28 protein-coding genes are annotated in these 23473 nt (G+C 56.3%); all 28 read left to right on the plus strand.

Going from position 1 to position 23473, the window contains the following annotated elements; all coding sequences use genetic code 11:
• Positions 1-71: 71 nt before the first annotated feature.
• The 28 genes from flgG to tsf all read left to right on the plus strand — a co-directional run bounded on the left by flgG (position 72) and on the right by tsf (position 23312).
• Positions 72-890, plus strand: a complete 819-nt coding sequence (flgG, locus tag Q7F15_RS08865) for a flagellar basal body rod protein FlgG (protein WP_171564644.1) — start codon at positions 72-74, stop codon at positions 888-890.
• Positions 891-955: 65 nt separating this feature from the next.
• Positions 956-1177, plus strand: a complete 222-nt coding sequence (locus tag Q7F15_RS08870; protein WP_171564645.1) for a flagellar FlbD family protein — start codon at positions 956-958, stop codon at positions 1175-1177.
• 15 nt (positions 1178-1192) lie between these two features.
• Complete coding sequence (locus Q7F15_RS08875) at positions 1193-1651, plus strand: flagellar basal body-associated FliL family protein (protein ID WP_171564646.1); 459 nt, start codon at positions 1193-1195, stop codon at positions 1649-1651.
• Between the two features lie 39 nt (positions 1652-1690).
• On the plus strand, positions 1691-2686 hold the full coding sequence (fliM, locus tag Q7F15_RS08880) for a flagellar motor switch protein FliM (RefSeq protein WP_171564647.1): 996 nt from the start codon (positions 1691-1693) through the stop codon (positions 2684-2686).
• Positions 2679-4007 carry a flagellar motor switch phosphatase FliY gene (gene fliY, locus Q7F15_RS08885; protein ID WP_212132463.1) on the plus strand — a complete coding sequence of 443 codons (1329 nt, stop codon included), beginning with the start codon at positions 2679-2681 and terminating at the stop codon, positions 4005-4007. Before fliM ends, fliY begins: the two co-directional genes overlap by 8 nt.
• Before the next feature lie 38 nt (positions 4008-4045).
• On the plus strand, positions 4046-4408 hold the full coding sequence (locus Q7F15_RS08890; RefSeq protein ID WP_029098958.1) for a response regulator: 363 nt from the start codon (positions 4046-4048) through the stop codon (positions 4406-4408).
• Positions 4409-4449: 41 nt separating this feature from the next.
• Positions 4450-5088 carry a flagellar biosynthetic protein FliO gene (locus Q7F15_RS08895; RefSeq protein WP_230077022.1) on the plus strand — a complete coding sequence of 213 codons (639 nt, stop codon included), beginning with the start codon at positions 4450-4452 and terminating at the stop codon, positions 5086-5088.
• Positions 5085-5846, plus strand: coding sequence for a flagellar type III secretion system pore protein FliP (gene fliP, locus Q7F15_RS08900; RefSeq protein ID WP_171564650.1), 762 nt, complete (start codon positions 5085-5087; stop codon positions 5844-5846). Before Q7F15_RS08895 ends, fliP begins: the two co-directional genes overlap by 4 nt.
• Positions 5847-5880: 34 nt before the next feature.
• A complete protein-coding gene (gene fliQ, locus Q7F15_RS08905) occupies positions 5881-6150 on the plus strand; it encodes a flagellar biosynthesis protein FliQ (RefSeq protein ID WP_029098961.1) in 270 nt (89 codons plus the stop codon).
• 6 nt (positions 6151-6156) lie between these two features.
• Complete coding sequence (gene fliR / locus Q7F15_RS08910) at positions 6157-6942, plus strand: flagellar biosynthetic protein FliR (protein ID WP_216369253.1); 786 nt, start codon at positions 6157-6159, stop codon at positions 6940-6942.
• A complete protein-coding gene (gene flhB / locus Q7F15_RS08915) occupies positions 6939-8036 on the plus strand; it encodes a flagellar biosynthesis protein FlhB (protein ID WP_212132462.1) in 1098 nt (365 codons plus the stop codon). Before fliR ends, flhB begins: the two co-directional genes overlap by 4 nt.
• Positions 8037-8058: 22 nt before the next feature.
• Positions 8059-10101 carry a flagellar biosynthesis protein FlhA gene (gene flhA / locus Q7F15_RS08920; protein WP_171564652.1) on the plus strand — a complete coding sequence of 681 codons (2043 nt, stop codon included), beginning with the start codon at positions 8059-8061 and terminating at the stop codon, positions 10099-10101.
• The gene (locus tag Q7F15_RS08925) at positions 10098-10895 is read left to right on the plus strand and encodes a flagellar biosynthesis protein FlhF (RefSeq protein ID WP_304415447.1); all 798 of its coding nucleotides are present in this window, start codon (positions 10098-10100) and stop codon (positions 10893-10895) included. Before flhA ends, Q7F15_RS08925 begins: the two co-directional genes overlap by 4 nt.
• Positions 10847-11395: a flagellar biosynthesis protein FlhF gene (locus Q7F15_RS08930; RefSeq protein WP_304415448.1), complete on the plus strand. Its 549-nt coding sequence runs from the start codon at positions 10847-10849 to the stop codon at positions 11393-11395. Before Q7F15_RS08925 ends, Q7F15_RS08930 begins: the two co-directional genes overlap by 49 nt.
• Before the next feature lie 5 nt (positions 11396-11400).
• Positions 11401-12267 carry a MinD/ParA family protein gene (locus Q7F15_RS08935; protein ID WP_230077019.1) on the plus strand — a complete coding sequence of 289 codons (867 nt, stop codon included), beginning with the start codon at positions 11401-11403 and terminating at the stop codon, positions 12265-12267.
• Between the two features lie 29 nt (positions 12268-12296).
• Positions 12297-13478 (plus strand): protein-glutamate methylesterase/protein-glutamine glutaminase, encoded by a 1182-nt coding sequence (locus Q7F15_RS08940; protein ID WP_171564655.1) that lies wholly within the window; start codon positions 12297-12299, stop codon positions 13476-13478.
• Positions 13479-13498: 20 nt separating this feature from the next.
• Complete coding sequence (locus tag Q7F15_RS08945; RefSeq protein WP_230077017.1) at positions 13499-15544, plus strand: chemotaxis protein CheA; 2046 nt, start codon at positions 13499-13501, stop codon at positions 15542-15544.
• 15 nt (positions 15545-15559) lie between these two features.
• Entirely contained in the window at positions 15560-16036 is a 477-nt protein-coding gene (locus Q7F15_RS08950; RefSeq protein WP_171564657.1) for a chemotaxis protein CheW, read from the plus strand.
• A 5-nt stretch (positions 16037-16041) separates the two neighbouring features.
• Positions 16042-16668 carry a chemotaxis protein CheC gene (locus tag Q7F15_RS08955; protein ID WP_171564658.1) on the plus strand — a complete coding sequence of 209 codons (627 nt, stop codon included), beginning with the start codon at positions 16042-16044 and terminating at the stop codon, positions 16666-16668.
• Positions 16655-17140, plus strand: a complete 486-nt coding sequence (locus Q7F15_RS08960; RefSeq protein ID WP_171564659.1) for a chemotaxis protein CheD — start codon at positions 16655-16657, stop codon at positions 17138-17140. Before Q7F15_RS08955 ends, Q7F15_RS08960 begins: the two co-directional genes overlap by 14 nt.
• A gap of 2 nt (positions 17141-17142) precedes the next feature.
• On the plus strand, positions 17143-17508 hold the full coding sequence (locus tag Q7F15_RS08965; protein ID WP_171564660.1) for a hypothetical protein: 366 nt from the start codon (positions 17143-17145) through the stop codon (positions 17506-17508).
• Positions 17509-17525: 17 nt separating this feature from the next.
• The gene (locus Q7F15_RS08970; protein WP_171564661.1) at positions 17526-18314 is read left to right on the plus strand and encodes a FliA/WhiG family RNA polymerase sigma factor; all 789 of its coding nucleotides are present in this window, start codon (positions 17526-17528) and stop codon (positions 18312-18314) included.
• 62 nt (positions 18315-18376) lie between these two features.
• Positions 18377-19795 carry a flagellar assembly protein A gene (locus tag Q7F15_RS08975; RefSeq protein WP_171564662.1) on the plus strand — a complete coding sequence of 473 codons (1419 nt, stop codon included), beginning with the start codon at positions 18377-18379 and terminating at the stop codon, positions 19793-19795.
• Between the two features lie 40 nt (positions 19796-19835).
• A complete protein-coding gene (locus Q7F15_RS08980; RefSeq protein ID WP_212132458.1) occupies positions 19836-20174 on the plus strand; it encodes a hypothetical protein in 339 nt (112 codons plus the stop codon).
• Between the two features lie 80 nt (positions 20175-20254).
• Positions 20255-20713, plus strand: coding sequence for a sigma factor-like helix-turn-helix DNA-binding protein (locus tag Q7F15_RS08985; RefSeq protein WP_171564664.1), 459 nt, complete (start codon positions 20255-20257; stop codon positions 20711-20713).
• Positions 20706-21326, plus strand: coding sequence for a DNA polymerase III subunit gamma/tau (locus Q7F15_RS08990; protein WP_212132457.1), 621 nt, complete (start codon positions 20706-20708; stop codon positions 21324-21326). Before Q7F15_RS08985 ends, Q7F15_RS08990 begins: the two co-directional genes overlap by 8 nt.
• Positions 21327-21615: 289 nt before the next feature.
• Entirely contained in the window at positions 21616-22326 is a 711-nt protein-coding gene (rpsB, locus tag Q7F15_RS08995) for a 30S ribosomal protein S2 (RefSeq protein WP_029098978.1), read from the plus strand.
• 98 nt (positions 22327-22424) lie between these two features.
• On the plus strand, positions 22425-23312 hold the full coding sequence (gene tsf / locus Q7F15_RS09000; protein ID WP_171564666.1) for a translation elongation factor Ts: 888 nt from the start codon (positions 22425-22427) through the stop codon (positions 23310-23312).
• The last annotated feature ends 161 nt before the right edge of the window (positions 23313-23473 follow it).

The following is a 23473-nucleotide window of genomic DNA, read 5'->3' on the forward strand; positions in this document are numbered from 1 at the left end:
CCCGTCGGCTGCCGAATGACCGAGGCAGTCGCCAATAGACCCGATACCTGTTTGTGAAGGAGGAATTGTTAATGCTTCGTTCCATGTACTCCGGCATTTCCGGTCTGCGCGGTTTTCAAACCAAACTGGACGTAATCGGCAACAACATTGCCAACGTGAACACGGTAGGATTCAAGAAAGGCCGCGCGATGTTTCAGGACATTCTCAGCCAAAACATTGCCGGTGCGACTGCACCAACCGATGACGGCAAGGGCGGTTCCAACCCGATGCAAGTCGGACTGGGGACGCAGATCGGTTCCATTGACACGGTGTTTACGGCCGGCAGCCCGATGACCACCAACGTGATCACGGATTTGGCGATCGAAGGGGAAGCGTTTTTCATGGTTACGCCGGATGGCGGCGAGACGTACTACTACACCCGTGCCGGCAACTTTACCCGTGACGCGCTTGGTTATTTGGTAAACCCGCAAGGTTTGAAACTGGTAGACGTGAATGGCGAACCGATTCAAATCTCGCGGAACGATGGTATCGTTTCTTACTCCATCGGTAAAGACGGGGTCATCACCACGGTGGATGAGGCTGGAGAGCTGGATTCTTCCATCCAGATCGGGTTGATGACGTTTGACAACCCGGGCGGCCTGAAGAAAATTGGCAACTCCCTGTACGAATATACCGTCAACGCAGGGGCATACGGAGAAGATCCGACCACACCGATTGATGCGGCAACTGCCAAGGTGAACATCATCTCCGGTCAGTTGGAGATGTCCAATGTGGACCTGTCTGAAGAGTTTACCGAGATGATTGTCGCTCAGCGCGGGTTCCAGGCCAACTCCCGCATCATCACCACGTCCGACACCGTGCTGGAAGAACTGGTCAACCTGAAACGATAACGCCTAGCGGATGAATGAGGGGGAGGCGGTCATCCCGCCGCCCCCCATCCCGAAAGGAGCAGCCGATGATCAGACTGACGCGATTTAACGGCGAGGAGTTTTACCTCAACGCTACCCATGTCGAAATGGTGGAATCCACTCCCGACACGGTCATCACGCTGTTTAACGGCAAGAAATACATCGTCAGGGAAAGCGCTGAGGCAGTGGCTTCGCGGATAGTGGACTTTTACAGGCAGACGTTCCCGGCAAGCGCGGCGCCGCGCGTTCCGGACGATTTCATTGAATAGCGGGAGGCACGTGTGATGTTTCAAAACCGGTTGTTTAACATGGCACTTATCATCATCATCGCGATTTCGCTTCTGGGTGTCGTATCCTTCGTTCTCTGGCAGACGTACCTGTCCCCAGCAGCACAAACCGCAAGCCATGGTGAAGAAAAGGGGGTACGGGCTCTCACGGCTAAAGAACTGGAGGCATACTCCGTGGATACCGGAGAAATCACGACCAATCTGCTCTCCGACAACTACATTATTGTTCGCTTTACGATAACAGCGGACAGTTCAGATGCCAAGGAAGAACTGCAGCAGCGCCTGCCCCAGGTCAACCAGATCATCATCAAGACACTGGCCGGCCTGTCCCCCGAAGACATCAAAGGAACAGAAGGCGTCAACAAACTGGAAGCCAAGATCATGAACGAAATCAGTGCGCTCATGCAGGAAGGAAAAATCGTACAGGTGCTGACGACGAAGCGCGTCTTGTCGTAAGCCACGATGGATGTATACATAGCTGGGAGGTGACGACACATGGCCGAGGTTCTCTCACAAAGTGAGATTGACGCGTTGTTGGCCGCGCTCTCGTCGGGAGAGATGGATGCCAACGAGCTGAAAAAAGAAGAGTCTGAGCGAAAGGTAAAAGTATACGACTTTAAACGGGCCTTGCGTTTTTCCAAAGATCAGATCCGCGGCCTGACGCGCATTCACGAAAACTACGCGCGGCTGTTGACGACGTATTTTTCCGCTCAGCTTCGTACCTTCGTGCAAATTACGGTTGCCTCCGTCGACCAATTGCCGTATGACGAGTTTATTCGCTCCATTCCCAAAATGACCATCCTCAACATTTTTGAGGCGCCGCCATTGGAAGGGCGCATGGTATTGGAAGTGAATCCGAACATCGCATACACCATGCTGGATCGGCTTCTCGGCGGACAGGGAACGATTCCGGACAAGATGGGGGCGTTGACGGAAATTGAGACAACTGTCATGGAACGGGTGTTCAGCAAGGCGCTGGATACGTTTCATGAGGCATGGAAGCAGATCATCGAGCTTGATCCGTACATGGAAGGGCTGGAAATGAATCCGCAGTTCATGCAGATCGTTTCCCCCAATGAAATTGTTGCGGTCATCTCGTTCAGCACGAAGATCGGAGACACCACGGGCATGATCAACCTCTGCCTGCCCCATGTCGTGCTGGAGCCGATCATGCCGAAACTGTCCGGGCAGTATTGGTTTTCCAAGCAGAAGAAGAACAGGGACGAAGAAGAGCGGCTGCGCGTGGAGGAGCGGGTGAAGACGGCCAAGCTGCCGGTGATCGCCGAGCTGGGCACGGCCACCATCACGGTGGGCGAGTTCTTGCAGTTGCAGCCGGGTGATGTAATTCAGCTCGACCAGCTCATCGAGAACAAGCTGAAAATCCGGGTGGGCAATCGCCTGAAGTTCCTTGGACAACCCGGTACACATAAAGGGCGTGTAGCCGTGCAGATCGAAGAAGTCCTCGAGGAAGGGGAGGAGAACAATGACTAGAGACATGCTTTCGCAGGAAGAGATTGACGCGCTGCTCCGCGCGAACAATCTGGTTGAGGAGGAAGAGGAAGTAGAAGAAGTTTCGAGCGCTCCCAACGTCGCTGAATTCCTGTCCGAGTTTGAGCAGGACGCGCTCGGTGAAATCGGCAACATCTCCTTCGGAAGCGCTGCAACGGCTCTTTCCACGTTGTTGAACCAAAAAGTGGACATCACCACGCCGACGGTTTCGATGGTTCATGTCCACGACCTGGAGAAGGAATTTCCCATCCCGCACGTCGCCGTTCACGTCGAGTACACAGACGGCTTCAAGGGAATCAATCTGCTGGTGGTGCGGATGGAAGACGCTGCGGTGATCGCCGACCTGATGATGGGCGGTTCCGGCCGGCCAGAGTCGACTGAGTTGACAGAAATGCACATCAGCGCGGTGCAGGAAGCGATGAACCAGATGATGGGGTCAGCCGCCACGTCGATGTCCACCATCTTCAACCAGATGGTGAACATCTCGCCGCCCGGGATTGACATCATGGATTTGGCCAAGGGCAAGGACGGGCATAAATTCACCGAAGATGACACGCCGCTTGTCAAGGTGTCTTTCCGGCTGAAAGTAGGGGAACAAGGTGAGCTGATCGACTCCAACATCATGCAGCTGCTGCCGCTCTCCTTCGCTCGTGAAATGATCAACAGGCTGACCGGCGGTTCTGAAAGCGAGCTGGAAGCGGCCGCGGCTGCGACGGAAATGCCCGCACTGAGCTTGTCGGCTCCACAGCAGGAGGTACAACAGGACGCTCCCGCTGCAGAGCAGATGCCGCCGCAGCAACCGGTGCAACCCCCGCAAGCTCCTCCGGCCGGTTATGCGCCGATGGGATATCCGGGACAGCCCATGTACCCGAACGCTTACCCACAGGGAATGCCCGCAGGCTATCCGCCCTATCCGCCTCAGTATGCAGGGCAGCAAGTGTCGTCCGCCCCGCAGCATCTGGGTGGACAACCGAGCAACCAGGCCAATGTGAAACCGGCCCAATTTGCGCCGTTTGGAGGTGACCCGATGATTTCCGCTGACGGACAAAATCTGAATCTGTTGATGGACATTCCTCTGCAAGTGACCGTTGAACTGGGACGGACGAAAAAACTGATCAAGGAAATTCTCGACCTGTCCGCCGGCTCGATCATCCAACTGGACAAGCTGGCAGGCGAACACGTCGACATCCTGGTCAACAACAAGCTGATTGCCAAAGGGGAAGTCGTCGTGATTGACGAAAATTTTGGCGTGCGCGTAACAGACATCATCAGCCAGTGGGACCGCGTACAAAAATTACAATGAATCATCAAATCACCGGATAAAAAAGGAGGAGCTTACTTATGTCCAACAAAGTACTCGTTGTCGATGACGCAGCGTTCATGCGCATGATGATCAAGGAAATCCTGTCCAAAAACGGATACACCGTGGTAGGCGAAGCGAGCGACGGTGCGCAGGCGGTGGAGAAGTACAAAGAGCTGGGACCGGATCTGGTGACGATGGACATTACCATGCCGGAGATGGACGGCATCACTGCACTGAAGGAGATCAAGAAAATCGATCCGAACGCCCGTGTCATCATGTGCTCGGCAATGGGGCAGCAGGCGATGGTCATTGATGCGATTCAGGCGGGCGCCAAGGATTTTATCGTCAAGCCGTTCCAGGCTGATCGCGTGCTGGAAGCGATCAAGAAAACGCTGGGCTAATGATGAAGTTTTTCCGGAAACCAGGGGCGCGTCTCATCTGGGTGTATTGCATCATCGCTGCGATTGTCGCTTCCCTTCCGGCTTCCGCACTGGCGGAGGAAGACTCCGTAGCAGACGCCCTGCGCAAAGGAACACTCTCTCCCGGTGCGCCCGCCGGCGGCCCAGAGCCGGCGGCCATACCCGGCAGTGAGACAGGCAGCATGTGGGGCTATCTGTTTCAGGTGATCTTTTCACTCGGGGTGATCGTCGTCCTGATCTATCTGCTGCTTCGTTTTCTCGGCCGGCGGCAGATGGGACAGGCGCATGGTCCGATCAAAGTGATCAGTGCGGCTCCGCTGGGCAACGGCAAGACGATCCAACTGGTGATGATCGGGGAGTCGCTGTACCTGCTCGGCGTGGGAGAGAACGTTCAGCTGCTCAAGCAGATTCCACCAGGGGAAGAGGCAGACCTCATCCTGGCAGAAGCGGAGATCAAGCCGCCGCTTGCCGGTTTTTCGCTCGATTGGCTGCCGTTTGGCCGAAAGCGGCAGACAGAAGACGAAGAAATACACCTGTCGGATGCGGACGGGCGTACGTTTGCAGAACTGCTGCGCAAGCAGTGGAACGATCTCGACAAGCGGTCCGATCAGACGGGGACCTGGGTGGAGAAGCAAGGTCATGACAGAGGGGATCGAGGATGAAACAACTATTCCAGCTCCTGGTGATCGCTGCGGTGCTGCTGGCGATACCGGAATGGGCGGCGGCAGCGCCTGCCAATGTGCCGCTCGTACCTACCATCGATCTGAAGATTGGCGGAGGCAGCGGAACGCCGCAAGAAACCTCCTCGGCGGTACAGATTCTGCTGATATTGACGGTCTTGTCCGTAGCGCCTGCCATCCTGCTGTTGATGACCAGCTTCACGCGGATCGTGGTCGTGCTGTCCTTCGTCCGCAACGCGCTGGCTACGCAGCAGATGCCGCCCAATCAGGTGCTGATTTCGCTGGCGCTGTTCATGACGTTTTTCATCATGGCGCCCACGCTGGCAAAGGTAAACGAGACGGCGGTACAACCGTACATGCAGGGCAAAATGACCCAACAGCAAGCGCTGGAAGCGGCGGTCGTTCCGTTCAAGGAATTTATGGCCAAGCAGACGCGGGAAAAAGATTTGGCGCTCTTTTTGTCGTACACGAAAGCAGAAAGGCCCAAGACAATTCAGGACATTCCGCTGAGCGCGCTCGTGCCGGCGTATGCCATCAGCGAATTGAAGACCGCATTTCAAATCGGCTTCATGATTTTCATTCCGTTTCTCGTCATCGACATGATCATTTCCAGCATCCTGATGGGCATGGGGATGATGATGCTGCCCCCTGTGATGATTTCGCTGCCGTTCAAGATATTGCTGTTCATCATGGTGGACGGATGGTATTTGGTCGTGAAATCACTATTGGCCAGTTTCTGACATCCGGCCGACAAGCCAGCCTAGGAGGGAGAGCATGACACAAGAATTTTTGATGCAAATCGCCCAAAGCTCCGTATACACCATCCTGCTGGTGACGGCACCGGCGCTGGGCGTCGGCATGCTGGTCGGCTTGCTCGTCAGCATTTTTCAGGCAACCACACAAATTCAAGAACAGACGCTGGCATTCATCCCGAAAATTGTCGCCATCTTCGTCACGATTTTGGCCGTCGGGCCGTGGATGCTGCGGGTGATGCTGGAGTTCACGATGGGGATCTTCGGCAATCTGCACCGCTTTGTGGGATAGATAAAAATGATAGCTGCAATCATGCTTCATCTACCTGTTTTGCTGCTGGTGTTTGTCAGGATGACCGCGTTTTTCGTCTCGGCTCCGTTTTTCTCGGTGCGCGGCGTGCCCAATCCGTACAAGATCGGCCTGGCTTTTGTCCTGGCGCTGATCAGTTTCAGCTACGTGCCGGTCCAGGGGCAGATTCCGCTGGATCTCACCTTTGTGCTCTACGCGGTCAAGGAAGCGCTGGTCGGCCTGATTCTCGGCGTGATATGCGAGCTGATGTACGTCACCGTCCAGGTTGCCGGCGGATTGATGGACATGCAAATGGGGCTGGCGATGGCCAACGTGATCGACCCGCGCACCGGCGCCTACGTGCCGCTGACGGGCAACTTCAAGAACATCCTGGCGATGCTTTATTTGTTGAGCATCAACGGCCATCACGTGTTGATCCAAGGGATTCTTGCCAGCTATCAGGCGATTCCGCTTGACAAGATGTGGGCTGCGTTTGGCAGTGAGCAAGTGATGTGGATGGCCGTCAAGGTGTTTCGCGACATGTTTCTCAGTGCCTTTCTGATTGCAGCGCCGATCGTGGTCGCCATTTTTCTGGTCGATCTCTCTCTTGGAATTATCGCCAAATCGGTCCCGCAATTTAATATCTTTGTGGTGGGATTGCCCATCAAATTGCTCGCCAGCTTTCTGATGCTGATCGTGGTCATGCCCGCATTTTTGCTGACGTTGAACGGCTTGTTTGAAAAAATGTTTCGGGCGCTTGCGGAAATGATGAAGTGGCTCGGAGGCGCAGCATGAAACGACTTGCCTTTTTGTATCCGGTCGATCTGCAGTATTTCAACGGCGAAAAGACGGAAAAGGCGACACCGAAAAAGCGGCAGGACGCGAGAAAGAAAGGGCAGGTCGCCAAAAGCGCGGACTTGTCCCCGTCCGTCAGCCTGACCGCGACGTTTCTCATGCTGATTGTGCTGGGGTCGTCCATGTTTCACACGTTCCAGAATCTGCTGCGGGAGTCGCTCGTCACCTACACGAGCTGGCAGGTGAACGAGGAAAATCTGCGGGTCATTTTCTACCAGCTTGCCTTTGAAGCCGTGAAAATCGTCGGACCGGTTCTGGGCGTGGTGTTTACCGTCGCCGTTCTCGTCAATTACATGCAGGTGGGCTGGCTGTTTACCACCGAACCGCTGCGGATCAAGCTGGACAAGCTGAATCCCGTACAGGGGCTGAAACGGCTGTTCAGCCTGCGCTCCGTGGTGGAACTGTTCAAATCGCTGTTAAAAATCAGCGCGGGCATTCTCGTTGCGTTCATGATCTTGTGGGAGACCAAGGACGAGCTGGTTCAGCTCTCACTGAAGCCGCTGGGAGCGGCGCTCTCACTGACAGCTTCGGAAGCGACCAAACTTGGGCTGTACATCGGAATGACGCTGGTGGTCCTGGCTGTTCTGGACTACGCGTACCAGCGCTACGAACATGAAAAGAGCCTGCGCATGTCCAAACAGGACATCAAGGATGAATTCAAACAGGCGGAAGGGGACCCCTTGATCAAAGGGAAAATCCGCGAGCGTCAGCGCAGCATGGCCATTCGTCGGATGATGCAGGAGCTGCCGAAAGCGGACGTGGTCATCACCAACCCGACGCACTTCGCTGTTGCCATCCGGTACGACGCAAGCGAGATGAGCGCCCCCACAGTCATCGCCAAAGGGCAGGATTACCTTGCACTGAAAATCAAGGAAATCGCCCAAAAACATCGCATCATCACCATGGAAAACAAGCCCTTGGCCAGGGCTCTCTACAGTCAAGTCGAGATCGGCCAACAAATTCCCGAAGAGTTGTTCAAAGCGGTCGCGGAAGTTCTCGCGTACGTGTACAAGCTGCAAGGGAAAGTGAAATAAGCAAAAGAAAGGAGGATGCACGGTGGGATTCAGATTCAAAGAGCTGGGTACCGTTTTGTTCGTCATCAGCATTGTCGTCATGATGGTGATCCCACTGCCGTCTGAACTTTTGGATTTGCTCTTGATCCTGAACATCTCCCTTGCATTGACGATTCTGCTCGTCTCGATGTACACAAAGGAAGCCCTGCAATTTTCCATCTTTCCCACGGTGCTCCTGATCACCACGCTCTTCCGCCTGGCGCTGAATGTATCGACGACGCGGAACATTCTCTCGCACGCCGATGGCGGAAAGGTCATCGAAGCGTTCGGCAGTTTCGTCGTCGGCGGCAATCAGGTGGTGGGGTTTGTCGTCTTCCTGATTCTCGTCGTCATCCAGTTCATCGTGATCACCAAAGGCTCGGAGCGCGTGGCGGAAGTGGCCGCCCGCTTCACGCTGGACGCAATGCCGGGGAAACAGATGAGCATTGACGCCGACCTGAACGCCGGGATGATTACCGAGGCGGAAGCGCGCGCCCGCCGCAAAAAGATCGAGGACGAAGCTGACTTTTACGGCGCCATGGACGGTGCCAGCAAATTCGTCAAAGGGGACGCGATCGCCGGCATCATTATTTTCATCGTCAACATCATCGGCGGCTTCATCATCGGGATGGTTATTCACGATCTGAGTTTTGCCGAATCGGCTTCCCGATTCACCACCATGTCCGTCGGCGACGCGCTGGTCAGCCAGATTCCGGCTCTCCTGATTTCGACGGCGACGGGTATCATCGTCACTCGTGCCACTTCCGGCGACGGGCTGGGCGAAGATATCAGCAACCAGTTGTTCAGCTACCCCCGCCTGCTGTTGATCGTGGCTGGCGGCATCACCCTGTTAGGCCTGCTGACGCCAATCGGACTGCTGCCGGTGGTGCCGGTAGCGGGACTGCTCGGGTTCGCCGGATGGAAGATGAACAAAAAGCAGAAAGTGGAGCAGGAAGAGACGGCCCAACAGGAAGAGGAACAGCAGATCGAGGAAGTGCGCAGTCCCGAGAGTGTGGTCAACCTGCTGCAGGTGGACCCGATCGAGTTCGAGTTTGGTTACGGCCTGATTCCGCTTGCCGACGCCAAACAAGGCGGCGACCTGCTGGATCGCGTCATCATGATCCGTCGACAGATCGCGCTGGAACTGGGGATCGTCGTGCCGGTAATCCGCATTCGCGACAATATCCAACTGCGTCCCAACGAGTACATAATCAAAATCAAAGGAAACCAGGTCGCCAAGGGAGAGATCCTCTTGGATCACTATCTGGCGATGAGTCCCGGTTTCGAAGACGATGCGGTTGTCGGTATCGAAACGGTCGAACCGGCGTTTGGACTGCCTGCATTGTGGGTAACAGAAGAAAATAAGGAGATTGCCGAACTGTCCGGTTATACCGTGGTCGATCCGCCGTCCGTCGTCGCCACCCATCTGACGGAAGTGATCAAGCGGCACGCCCACGAGCTGCTCGGCCGCCAGGAGACGCGCTCCCTCATCGACAATGTACGGGAGACGGCGCCTGTGCTGGTGGACGAACTGATTCCGGGCACGCTGTCGATCGGCGACGTGCAGAAAGTGCTGCAAAAACTGCTCCGGGAAAAGGTGTCGATTCGCAATCTGCCGGTCATTTTGGAAGCGCTGGCCGATCACGCGGTCTACACCAAAGATCCGGACGTGCTGACGGAGTACGTGCGCCAAGCGTTGTCCCGCCAACTTACGCTTCAATACACCGAGCCCGGACAGCCGCTGCGGGTGATCACTGCAGGCCCTGGACTGGAAAAGGCCATCTCCGAGCGAATCGAGCAGTCTGAGCAGGGAACCTACCTGGCCATGGACCCGGAGACGTCCCAGCGGATTTACCAGAGCATGTCGGCGGAAGTGAGCAAAATGGTCAATGCCGGCCAGCAGCCGATCATTCTCGCCTCTCCGGCGATTCGCATGTACCTGCGGCAGCTGATGGAGCGGATGATGCCGGATGTGCCTGTCTTGTCTTACAGCGAGCTGGAGCCGCATGTTGAAGTGCAAAGCGTAGGGATGGTGAACCTGACGTGAGAGTGAAGCGCTACGTTGTCGATTCCATGCCGGACGCCCTGGAGAAAATCCGGATTGACCTGGGGAAGGACGCCATCATCCTCAACTCCAAGCCGATCCGAACTGGTGGACTGTTCGGATTGTTCACAAAGCAGCGGATCGAAGTGGTGGCCGCCGTTGATGACAAAGGGGCCGAGCGGGCAGCGAGCGCCTCTCCCGCCAGCCAGCCGGACCCCTCTGCCTTGCCGCAGACAGGCAGCTACGCCGCCAAGCAGGCCTATCAAAAAGCGGCGACGGTGACTGCTGGACAGGCGACAGCAGAATCAGAGCCTCCCGGCATCGATACTCGGCTGACGCATGAAGCGACGGCTGACTCCGCTCGTCAGGCTGCCTCCCGTCCCGACCACTCGCAGGCAAAGCGAGCCCCTTCCATGGCAGCTGCTGCCGACAGCAAGCAGTTGGCGGACGAAGTGCGGGATATGCGGCAGGTCTTTGACAAGCTGTTGGTCAACGGCCTCAGCAGCCAACTGCCGCCTGCAATCCAGGCGGTTCAGGCGCATCTCGTCAGGCAGGAGGTCGCAGAAGAGGTGACGGCGGACATCATCCGCCAGGTGCTCCTGCACGGTGAGCCGTCTGCTCAGTGGACGGAAGAAGAGGCGAAGCGAGCCGCTGCGCGGATTATCGCTGAACGGGTGGAACAGGCATCGCCTATGCCGTCACGAATCGAGTCTGGCGTCAGGTACGCTTTCTTTTTGGGCCAACCGGGGTGGGAAAAACCACCACCATTGCCAAACTGGCGGCAGACAGCATGCTGAAAGACAAGCGGCGGATCGGATTCATCACGGCGGACACGTACCGAATTGCCGCCGTCGAGCAGTTGAAGACGTACGCCAACATCTTGAACGTGCCGCTTGAAGTGATCTTCTCGCCAAAAGAAATCGTCCAGGCGAAGGAGCGGTTGAGCGGATGCGATCTGATTTTTGTCGATACGGCCGGCCGCAATTTCCGCAACGACGAATACGTGCAGGGAATTCGGGAGCTGTTGCGGCATGATGCGGACTGCCTCAATTTCCTGGTGCTCAGTCTGACCGCCAAGTACAGCGACATCAAGGCGATCATCCGCAACTTTGATGACGTGCCCGTTTCCAGGGTGATCTTTACGAAGGCGGATGAGACGGAAGCGTACGGGGCGATGTTGAATGTGGCATATGAGACCGGTCTTCCCTTCTCGTACATCACGACAGGTCAAAACGTCCCGGACGACATCGTGGCCGCCACCCCAGCATTGGTAGCCAACATGATCATGGGAGATTAACGCACATGCACGACCAAGCCGAACGACTGCGCGCACGCATGCAACAGAACAACGTCTCCCGGCAGACCCGGCTGATTACGGTCACCAGCGGCAAAGGGGGCGTCGGCAAGTCCAACTTCAGCCTCAACTTTGCCCTCGGCCTGCAAGAAAAGGGACACAAACCAATCCTGTTCGACCTCGATCTGGGATTGGCCAATCTGGATGTGCTGATGGGGATATCGCCCAAGCGGCATTTGCTGCATCTGCTGCAGCCGGACATGACCGTATGGGACATCATGGAAAGGGGACCGGGCGAGCTGGATTTTATCGCCGGCGGGTCCGGCTTTGCCAAGCTCTTGCAGTTGGACGACGCCAAACTTGACCTGCTGTTTGCCCGTCTGCAGCCGCTGCAGGGCTATGCGGACACGATCATCTTTGACACCGGTGCGGGCATCTCCAACGAATCGCTGCGGTTCATGCTGTCGTCCGACGAGGTGATTCTCGTTACGACACCGGAGCCGACGGCGATCACCGATGCCTACGCCGTGATCAAGATGCTTCACTTCTACAATCCCCGCACGACGATCCGGCTGGTGGTCAACCGCGTCACTTCCGCCCGGGAAGGGACGATGACCGCCCAAAAGCTGGTGATGGTGGCCAAACGGTTTCTCAACATGGACGTCCATCCGTTGGGATTTGTACTGGACGACCCTCACGTTTCCAAAGCGGTGAAACTGCAGCGGCCCTTTTTGCTTGCCTTTCCGCACGCGCAGGCGTCCAGGGATATCCGTCATCTTTCGGCCGTCTACCTGGGAAAAGAGGCGGGGGGAAGGCAGTCTCTTCCGGCTGGGATCGGAGGCTTTTTGCAGAAGCTGAGACGCTTTATTCGGTAGGCAACAGGAGAAGGAAGGAGCAGCAGCGGATGAACAAGATTCGAGTTCTCGTCACCGACGATTCTGCCTTTATGCGTAAAGTCATCACAGACATCTTACATAGCGATCCTGACATTGAAGTGGTTGACCGAGCCAAGAACGGACTCGAATGTCTTGAAAAAGTAAAGCAGCTCCATCCCGATGTCGTTACGCTCGACATTGAAATGCCGGTCATGAACGGGCTGGATGCGCTGGAACGTCTGATGAACGAACACCCCGTCCCGGTCGTGATGCTCAGCAGTCTGACCAGGGAAGGGGCGGAAGCGACGATCCACGCGCTGGAACTGGGCGCGGTAGACTTCGTGACCAAACCGTCCGGTCCCATTTCGCTCGATCTGCACAAAGTGGCCGAACGGCTGATCGAAAGGGTGAAAGCGGCGGCACAGGTGAACGGGCGTCTGCGAAGACCGCTGGGCAGGCCCGGCACCACGTTCCCTATGCGCTCACCTTTGTTCAAGCAAAAGACAGCGTGGACGCTGCCAGCCCAACCGGGCACAGGCACACCGGGTCGTACGGCTTCGGGCACCAGCCATCCGGGAACGGCTGATTCCCGTGTTACGCCGCCGGCGTCTGCAATCCCGCGCCGAGCGTCAGCCGTCTCCAAGCTGGTTGTACTGGGGACGTCCACCGGGGGGCCAAAAGCGCTGCAAACGGTGTTGACCGCCCTCCCGTCCGACTTTCCGGCGCCGATTCTCATCGTCCAACACATGCCGGCCGGTTTTACCAAATCGCTCGCGCAGCGGCTGGATTCGCTTTGCGCCATCCATGTGACGGAAGCAACAGACGGAGAATGGATACAGCCAGGGACGGCGTATATCGCGCCAGGCGGCTTTCATCTGGAAGTGGTTCAGGTGAGCGGTGGGGGATTGAAAACACGACTACAACAAGAAGAACCGCGGGGTGGACACCGTCCTTCCGTTGACGTTCTGTTTGAATCGGCCAGCCGATTGACAAATGTAGACAAATGGGCAATCATCATGACAGGCATGGGAAATGATGGGACAAAAGGCCTGGGCCGAATGAGAGAGGCGGGACGCGTGATCAGCATTGTCGAAGACGAGTCGACATGTGTCGTTTTCGGAATGCCGCGGGCTGCCATTCAGGCGGGCCTTGCCGACAACATCGTTCCTTTGGACCGGATAGCCGAAACGTTGTGTAAGCTGTTGCATTGATTATGGGAGGTGGATCACCCGTGGACATGAATCAATACCTGGACATGTTTATCGAAGAGTCAAAGGAACACCTGCAGGCGATCAACGCCAATTTGCTCCTGTTGGAGAATGATCCGGAGAACATCCAGATCGTCAACGAAATCTTCCGTTCCGCCCATACGCTGAAGGGAATGTCGGCCACCATGGGGTTTGAGGACATGGCAAGCCTCACGCATGAGACGGAAAACGTGTTGGACATGATCCGCAACCACAAGCTGACAATTACCAGCGATATCATGGACGTCATCTTTCAGAGCGTCGATTTGATCGAGAGCATGGTGATGAACATCATGGAAGGCGGCGACGGTTCCGCAGATGTTTCCACTCTGGTGAAAAAGCTGCGTGCCATCGTGGCGGGCGATTTTTCCGCTGTGGAGACGGCTGCGGTGGTGGAGGCTGCCCCCGCCGGAAATGAAGCTGCCGGATCAGAGAGGCAGTACGACCTGGACGAGTTTGCCCTCACCGTTTTGAAGCAGTCCAAGGACGTGGGCCACAATCTGTTCTGGATCAAGGTGACGCTTGACGAAGGATGCGTGCTGAAGGCGGCCCGCGCCTACATGGTGTTTGATCAGCTGGAGTCGATGGGCGACGTGATCAAGTCGACGCCGGCGGTGGAAGAGATTGAGAACGAACGGTTTGACCGCTCGTTTGAACTGGTGTACGTCACGATGCAGCCGGCCGACAAGATCCGCCAAACCATCACCAACATTTCAGAAATCAGCGATGTGGAGCTGGAGCCGCTGCAGTTGCAAGAACCGGCTGCCAAAGCCGAGCAGGAAGTAAAGCAGGCGAAAGAGCAGGCGGCAGCCAGTGCAGCGCCGGCGGTTGAGAAAAAACCGGACGCACCGGCAGGCGGTATGAAAAAGGTGTCCGCCGGGGGCAAGACGATTCGCGTGGATATCGAGCGGCTGGATGTGCTGATGAACCTGTTCAGCGAGCTGGTGATTGACAGGGGACGGCTGGAGCAGTTGGCACGCGAGATCGGCAAGAGCGAACTGCAGGAGACCGTCGAACACATGAGCCGCATCAGCGGCGACCTGCAGAACATCATTCTGACCATGCGTATGGTGCCGGTTGAGCAGGTCTTTAACCGCTTCCCGCGGATGGTGCGCGATTTGGCGAAAGAATTAAACAAAAAAGTAAATTTGGAAATTTATGGAGCGGAAACTGAGCTGGACCGCACCGTGATCGACGAGATCGGAGACCCATTGGTGCACCTCCTGCGCAATTCGCTCGACCATGGCATCGAATCGCCGGAGGAACGGAAAAAGGCGGGCAAGCCGGAAGAGGGGACCATCTGCCTTCGCGCGTACCACAGCGGTAACCACGTCTTCATCGAGGTGAAGGACGACGGGGCCGGCATCAACAAGGAGAAGGTCCTGAAAAAAGCGATCGAGCGGGGCATCGTCAATCCCGCCAATGCCGACAACATGACGGACAAGCAGATTTTCGAGCTGCTGTTTGCATCCGGTCTGAGCACGGCTGAGGTCATCTCTGACATCTCCGGCCGAGGAGTCGGCCTGGATGTAGTGAAGTCCAAAATTGAATCGCTGGGCGGCAGCGTCAGCGTTGACTCCGTCCGCGGCCAGGGCACCACGTTCCTCATCCAGCTTCCGCTCACCCTGTCCATTATCTCGGCGATGCTGGTACAGGTGCAAAACGAGAAGTACGCTGTTCCGCTCAGCTCGATCATCGAGACCGCTGTATTCCGCAAAGATGAGATCATGATGGCGCATCAGCAGCAGGTGATCGATTTCCGCGGCAGGGTGGTTCCCCTCGTCTCGCTGAAGGACATCTTCCAGGTGCCCGACGCAGGAGTGGGCAGTGAGGACGAAGTGGCCGTCGTAATCGTTCGCAAGGGAGAAAAAATGGCCGGCCTGGTGGTCGATTCCTTCATCGGTCAGCAGGAGATTGTGCTGAAATCACTGGGCAAATACCTGGTGAACGTCTTTGCCATCTCCGGTGCGACGATCCTCGGCGACGGACAGGTTGCACTGATTATCGATTGCAACGCACTGATCAAGTAAAGGGAGGCGCAGCCCATGCTGGAGCAAAAAGAAATCACAGGCGAAGTAAAAGTCATTGTTTTTCGGTTGAAAGACGAAGAGTACGGCGTTGAGGTGAACCAGGTCAAGTCGATTGAAAAATTGGAGCATATCACGCGCGTTCCGCGCACGCCCAAGTTTGTCAAAGGGGTCATCAACCTGCGCGGCGTGGTGACGCCGATCATTGACCTGCGCAGCCGTTTCGGCCTGGAGGAGACAGCCTACGGCGAATCGACCCGGATCATCATCGTAGGGGTGGGTGAGCTGGAAGTGGGGCTGATCGTCGACGCGGCCAACGACGTGATCGACATCCCGATCGATGCCATCGAGCCGCCGCCGGAAGTGGTCGGCGGCGTGGAAGCGGCATATCTGCGGGGTGTGGCCAAGCTGGAGAAACGCCTCCTGATCCTGCTCAACCTCGACAAGGTGTTGAGCAACGAAGAAATCAAGCAATTGGACGCGCTTGAGGGATAAGTGCGATGAATTACTTTGCCAAGTTTGGAGACTTTCAATTCGACGTGCTGCGCGAGGTGGGCAACATTGGCGCCGGCCATGCCGCTACGGCACTCTCCAAGCTCATACAAAAAGAAATTGACATGAATGTGCCGAAGGTCAGTGTGATCCCGTTTGATGAGGTGGCCGATTGTGTCGGCGGTTCCGAGGCGATTGTCGTGACGGTGTACCTTCGCGTGGAAGGGGATTGCCCCGGCAACATGTTCTTTATCCTGGACATGGAGTCCGCACGCAGCCTGCTGCGGCAGATGACAGGTGCGGATAAGGACGTGTACGAATGGACCGATTTCGAGTATTCCGCCCTGCACGAAATCGGCAATATCCTGACCGGGTCGTATCTGTCGTCGCTGGCCGACTTCACCAATCTGAGCATGCAGCCTTCCGTGCCGGCGCTGGCCATCGACATGGCCGGAGCGATCCTCAGCCACGGGTTGATCGAGCTCGGGCATACGGGTGACGTCGCCCTGACGATAGACACCGCCTTTTTTGAAGGAAACGATCGGGTGAAAGGCCACTTTTTTCTGATACCGGACCCGGATTCGTTGAAAACACTATTTGATTCATTAGGAGTTCCGTTCGATGGAGATCATTAGAATCGGCATGGCAGACTTGGGCGTGGCAAAATCTCCGGACCGGTTGCGCACGACTGGATTGGGATCGTGCGTCGGAGTTGTGCTGTATGACGTCGTGCACAAGGTGGGCGGAATGGCCCATGTGATGCTGCCTGAATCGTCTTTGGGAAAAGGCGGGCAGATCACGGTGGGGAAATACGCGGATACGGCGATTCCCCGATTGATTCAGGAGATGGAGCGGGCAGGCGCGTCGGTCCGCCACATGGTGGCCAAGATGGCGGGCGGCGCGCAGATGTTCGCGGCTTTGGGCAACTGCGATACGATGCGGATTGGTCCGCGCAACGTAGAGGCCTGCAAGAAGGCGCTCCAATCCGCGCAGATCAGGATTGTGGCTGAGGATACTGGCGGCAATTGCGGAAGGACGATCGAATTCGACACGTCTACGGGCATTCTCCAGATTCGGACCGTAAATCAAGGTGTGAAGGAAGTATAGGTATGTGGGGAACCATTTGGCTGAACACAGGAATCGGTTTGCTCGGCTTCGTCATGACGCTGGCCACGGCGTTGGGAGGAAACACCTGGCTTGTCTCGCTGGAGCGGGCCTTTATGGCTTTCATTCTCTTTTTTCTCGTGGCGTTTCCCCTGCGCTGGCTGCTGGCAAGGGTCATGGATACATCGGAGGCCGCCACGGGCAAGGCTGCAGCGGAAGAAACGGATGCCTCACCGGAGAGCGGGGAACAGCGGACCGCTTTGGACGATGAACCGTTTACGCCGCTGAACACAAACCAGATCGACCGAATTGCACCAGTTCAAGATCCCGCTGTCGTTGCGGATGTTGTCAGGCGGTTAACTGATGAGTAAAGGTTGGTGACTGATTCGTGGCACGGCTTACCAATCAGGAGAAGGCAAGACAGTTCGATAAATGGGTGATGTGGAAGCAGGAAGGCAGTCGCGAGGCGGAGGAGGACCTGGTGAACCAGTACCTCCCGCTCGTCGACAAGGTTGCCAGTCGTTTGGCTGGCAACCTGCCGGCCAATGTGGACAAGGACGATCTGATCAGTTACGGCCGCTTTGGCCTGCTGGATGCGCTGGCCAAGTTTGACCATACGCGCGGTCTGCAATTTGAGACCTACGCGATGTGGCGCATTCGCGGCGCAATGATTGATGGACTGCGGGAAAACGACTGGATTCCGCGGACAATTCGGGACAAGGCCAAGAAGATCGAAGAGGCCTATTCCTACCTGGAACAGGAGAAGCTCCGCACGCCCACTGAAGGGGAAGTGTCCCAGTATCTGGGCATCTCCGAGAAGGAACTGCGCCAGGTTCACTACGAGACCTCGCTGGCATCGATGATCTCCATTGATGAAGCGGTCGGCGAAGAAGACGAACAAAAGACCGCACGTCATTCCTATATCATCGATGAAGTGACGCCCAGTCCGGAATACGTGGCGGAAACCGCCGGGTTGAAGGAGGTTTTGGTCGGCGTCATCGACAAGCTGCCGGAAAAAGAACGGTTGGTCGTCTCGCTGTTCTACTTTGAAGAACTGTCTTTGTCAGAGATTGCCGAAGTGATGAATCTCTCTCCGTCCCGCATCTCGCAGCTTCATTCCAAAGCGATTTCCCGCATGCGCTCAGCTCTGTCGCGATGGAAATCGCAGTTGATGTAGGACTGGACAGGAGTGGGGATTGCAGAAAGAGAGCAATCCATGGTTTTGAGGGGGCAATAAAGATGGAAGAGACAGGGAACATCAGACTGGAAGTGAACATCTCTCCCGACAAGCTGGAGGCAAGGGTCACGTTGGTCGTCCCCGACGAGGGGCGGGGTGGCCCTATCCTCATTACGGAAAAAGACGTGCGTGATGCCCTGCACGCGAAAAATGTGACATACGGCGTATTAGACAGCGTCATCAGCGAACTGGTCGGCAATCCTGACAAATTCGCCAATGTTCCGGTCACCGTCGCCCGCGGCACACCGCCGGTTCCCGGGCTCGACGGAAAAATCGAGTATCCATTTCTGACGCTGCTGCATGGCGACAAACGGCCCAAAGAGTTGGATGACGGGCGAGTGGATTACTACAGCATCACCAATATTCCCAACGTGGCCAAAGGACAGTTGCTGGCTGCCAAGACGCCGCCAACACCTGGGACGCCGGGTACGGCCGTGACAGGCGAGCCCATTGCGCCGAAGGACGGCAGGGAAGTCATGATCAAGCCGGGAAAAAACGTGGTGATGAATCAGGAACGGACGCTGCTCTACGCCGCCATCGACGGCCAGGTGTCGTTTACGGAGAACGACAAGGTGAATGTCTTTCCCGTGTTTGAAGTGAACGGAGATGTAGACTTTCGCGTCGGCAACATCGACTTCGTGGGAACGGTGGTCATTCGCGGGAACGTCCCGACCGGGTTCAGGGTAAAGGCGTCCGGCGATATCCGCGTGTTCGGCAGCGTGGAGGGAGCTGAGCTGGAGGCAGGGGGCTCGATCGAAATTCGCAACGGCATCGTCGCTCAGGACAAGGGACATGTGGTGGCCGGCTACAATGTAAAGACATCCTATATCCAGAACGCGAACGTCACCGCCGGCAATCAGGTGCTGGTGTCGCAGAGCATCATGTTTTCCCAGGTCCGGGCCGGAAAGCAGATCATCTGCAACGGAACCAAGGGGTTTATCATCGGCGGCCTGCTGCAGGCGGGGGAAAAGATCGCGGCTCGCGTCATCGGCAATGCAAGCGCGACCCCGACCATACTGGAAGTGGGCGTCAAACCGGAGCTCAGAAAGGAACTGTCTTCGATCACCAAGGAACTGCAAAACGTGTACGAAAATTTACGCAAAACGGATCAGGGGCTGGGCGTCCTCAATCAAATGCTGCAGGCCGCCGGCGAACTGCCTCCGGAAAAACGAACGATGCAGATCAAGCTGACCAATACGCGTCTCGTGCTGGAGAAAGAGGTAAAGAAACTGGAGGCGCGAAAAAAAGAACTGGAACAGGAATTGGAAGGGGACGCGCCGGCTGCCGTGGAAGTGTACAACCTGATGTATCCCGGTATCAAGCTGGTGTTTGGCAAACTGGTGCGCTTCATCAAACAGGAGTTCTCCCGTACCCGGTTTATCGCGCTGGAGGGGGAAATCACCACTTCCCATCTCATCTGACGCAGCATGATGGGAAACGGGTTGAAGGAGTTGAGTCCGGATGAGTTTGAAAGCGGTTGAATGGCAGGTGTCAGTGCCGCGGAGCCCGGAGATCGGCCGCATTCAGGAACATGATCAGCAGAGGACCGTGCACCAGCAGCAGTGGCAGACGGATGACCGAAAACTGACGGATCAGCAGATGCGCCAGCGCCCCACTGACGTCAACGAGACGGAAAAAAACATGATTCGGGAACGAGAGCAACAGCAAAAGCGAAAAAAGCAAGCCGATTCCGGCGCGGAACTAAACGAAGCGAAGGATGGGACGGATCAGGGCAGTACGTCGGACGGCGTGCTGATGCGTGATCCGCTGCGCGGAAGGTTTATCGACATCTCATTGTAAACATCCGAGACAAGATGGGAGCACAGGTGACTTCAATGGATCTTCCTTATTATATTCTGATGGGTGCAGGAGCGCTGATTATGGCAGCGGCGTTCCTGAGCAAACGGAAACAGACGGCCGCCTCTGTTGAAACCGCGCCGAACGAGGCGTGGGACAAGGCTGACATGGAAAAAAGCCTGCAGCGGTTTCTGAACCAAATCAGGCACGAACAGAAAGCGACGGAAGGCAGATGGACGCAAGCACATGCGGAACTCGCGAAAGAGGTGGCGGAACTGAAGCAGCACTTGGCCCGTATGGAAAGCGAATGGTCCGCATGGAGCGCTGCGGGACAAGCAGCTGATGCAGAGGCTCCGCGTACAAGTGAAGCGGTAGCAGCCGATGTGTTTGCTCTTCAGGAGCGCTATCGGCGCGTTTTTGAACTGCGGCAGGAGGGATTGTCCTCCGATGAAATCGCCAAAAGGCTGGGAGCCGGGCAGGGCGAGATCGAATTGATTCTCTCGCTGGCCGGTTCTCATGAGCGAGGGAAGGCCGATGAGTAAGCGTGAATGGTTGTTTGGGTTTGGCGCCGGCCTGTTTGTGGCATCGGCCGTTCTGGGAGCGGTGCAACATGCTGCTCCTGCCTCTTCTGCTTCGCTGACCAAGGAACAGGTAAAGCAGGCGGCTGAGGCTTTGCAGATGGTGATCCTGTCCAAAGCCGAGTACGACCGCTTGCGACAGGAGCAGAACGTCTCGCTTCCGTCTGCGGCGTCGCCGAAGCAGCCGCAGACACCCTCTGTAACGGCACCGACACAGCCCAAAACGCAATCGCCTCGACCACCTGAGGACAACAGCGGGCCGCAGCCGCCGTCCACACCCGCCCCGGCTGCTGCCGGTGATTCGTCCAAACCGGGCGGGAACACCGCCAATTCCACTCCGTCGGCACCGAAGCCGCCTGCAGCGACCGTCACGGTTCAGGTCCCGTACAGGGCCACCGCCGAAGGTGTCGCCCGCTCGATGGTGGAAGCGGGTGTTCTCAAGGCCGACAACACACTGGTGGAGACGCTGCGCGCACAGAACAAACTGAACCGGATTCGCGTCGGGACCTATCAGATCCCGGTAGGTGCAAGCGAAGCGGAGATCGTCCGGATTATCACTACACCGCCTGCGAAGTAAGGCGGTGTTTTTTTGGGGGACAGGCCGCCGTCTGCCATCCCGTTTGCGCGCGGCCCGGGCCGGTGCCCGGCGGGCGAATGACGCCTCGAACAGGAGAGGAACAATTTTGCAAAAAACAAAGGAATCGTTTGTTGCATTTGAAAGTGCCATATGATATATTCATTAACGGTGTTGAATTCGCACGTCCACCAATTCCGACAACGGTGCTGCCAATCGGCAGTCTTGTCCGGAAGATGCGGTGAGGCGGAGGTAGGCATCGCTAAAAACCAATCTGAAGGAGGTGTGAAATATGGCAGTTATTTCGATGAAACAGCTGCTCGAGGCTGGTGTTCACTTCGGTCACCAAACTCGTCGCTGGAATCCGAAAATGGCTCGCTATATCTTCACCGAACGCAATGGTATCTACATTATCGACCTGCAAAAAACCGTTAAGAAAGTAGAGGAAGCGTACAACTTCGTGCGTGAACTCGCTGCAAACGGCGGCAAAATGCTCTTCGTGGGCACGAAGAAGCAAGCGCAGGAATCCGTGAAAGAAGAAGCGGAACGCACTGGTCACTACTACATCAACCAACGTTGGTTGGGCGGCACGCTGACCAACTTCGCTACCATCAAAAAACGTACAGCTCGTCTGGCTGAGCTGAACCGCATGGAAGAAGACGGCACCTTCGACGTACTGCCGAAGAAAGAAGTTATCGTGCTGCGCAAGGAAAAAGAGCGCCTGGAGAAATTCCTCGGCGGTATCGCGAACATGGAAGAACTGCCGGACGCCCTGTTCGTCATCGACCCGCGCAAAGAGCGCATCGCTGTAGCGGAAGCTCGCAAGCTGGGCATCCCGATCGTGGCGATTGTCGATACCAACTGCGATCCGGACGAAATCGACTACGTCATTCCGGGTAACGACGACGCGATCCGCGCCGTGAAACTGCTCACCTCCAAAATGGCTGACGCTCTGCTGGAAGGCAGCCAAGGCGGAGAACAACAAACCACAACAACTGCGTAAGCAAGTGTTAAGAGGGTGGACTGAGGGTTTCAGAACCCCGTCCACCCTTTATTCACCACTATATACTTAGCTCGTCATTTTTCAAGGAGGTTCAACTCATGGCAATCAGTGCACAAGCGGTGAAAGAACTGCGCGAACGCACCGGCGCAGGCATGATGGACTGCAAACGCGCCCTGGAAGAAACCAACGGCGACATGGAAAAGGCGATTGACCTGCTGCGTGAGCGCGGCATCGCCAAAGCAGCGAAAAAAGCGGGCCGCATCGCTGCGGAAGGGCTTACCTCCTACGCGATTGAGGGCAACGTGGCTGCGATCGTGGAAGTTAACTGCGAGACCGACTTCGTGGCGAAAAACCCTGAGTTCCAAACGCTGGTAAAAGACATTGCCGAGCACGTTGTAACACAACGTCCGGCCAGCGTGGAAGCTGCTCTGGAACAGCCGTTTAAAGGCAATGGCGATAAACTCTCCCAAGTGATCAGCGAGAAGATCGCCACCATCGGTGAAAACATCACCTTCCGCCGCTTCTCCATTCTGGAGAAATCCGACAACGGCGTGTTCGGCGCATACCTGCACATGGGCGGTAAAATCGGTGTTCTGGTAGCGCTGGAAGGCACCAAGGACGAAGTGTTGGCAAAAGATCTGGGCATGCACGCTGCTGCATCCAACCCGCGTTATGCCAACCGTGAAGAGGTATCTCAAGAAGAGATCGAACGCGAGCGCGAAGTATTGAAGAACCAGGCACTGGCTGAAGGCAAACCGGCCAACATTGTGGAGAAAATGGTGGAAGGCCGCCTCGGCAAGTTCTTCGAAGAGTTCGTCATGGTTGAACAACCATTCGTGAAAGATCCGGACAAGAAAGTATCCGCTCTCTTGAAAGAGGCAGGCGCTACGCTGAAGGCATTTGTCCGCTTCCAAGTAGGCGAAGGCATCGAGAAAAAACAGGAAGACTTCGCTGCGGAAGTAATGGCGCAAGTGAATAAACAGTAACAATCGAAATAGGGAACACCTGTGTGTTCCCTATTTTGTAAGAGGTTTGGCAAAAGAGAGTTTCACGCGATCTTGTGTGAAACTCTCATCCGCGTAAAAAGAACCAGCCGCCGGCAGGTGCCGGAAGGAATCCGGTGCCGGACAGAGAATGAATCATGAAT

It is taken from the genome of Brevibacillus aydinogluensis, from assembly GCF_961514395.1.
GTDB lineage: Bacteria > Bacillota > Bacilli > Brevibacillales > Brevibacillaceae > Brevibacillus > Brevibacillus aydinogluensis.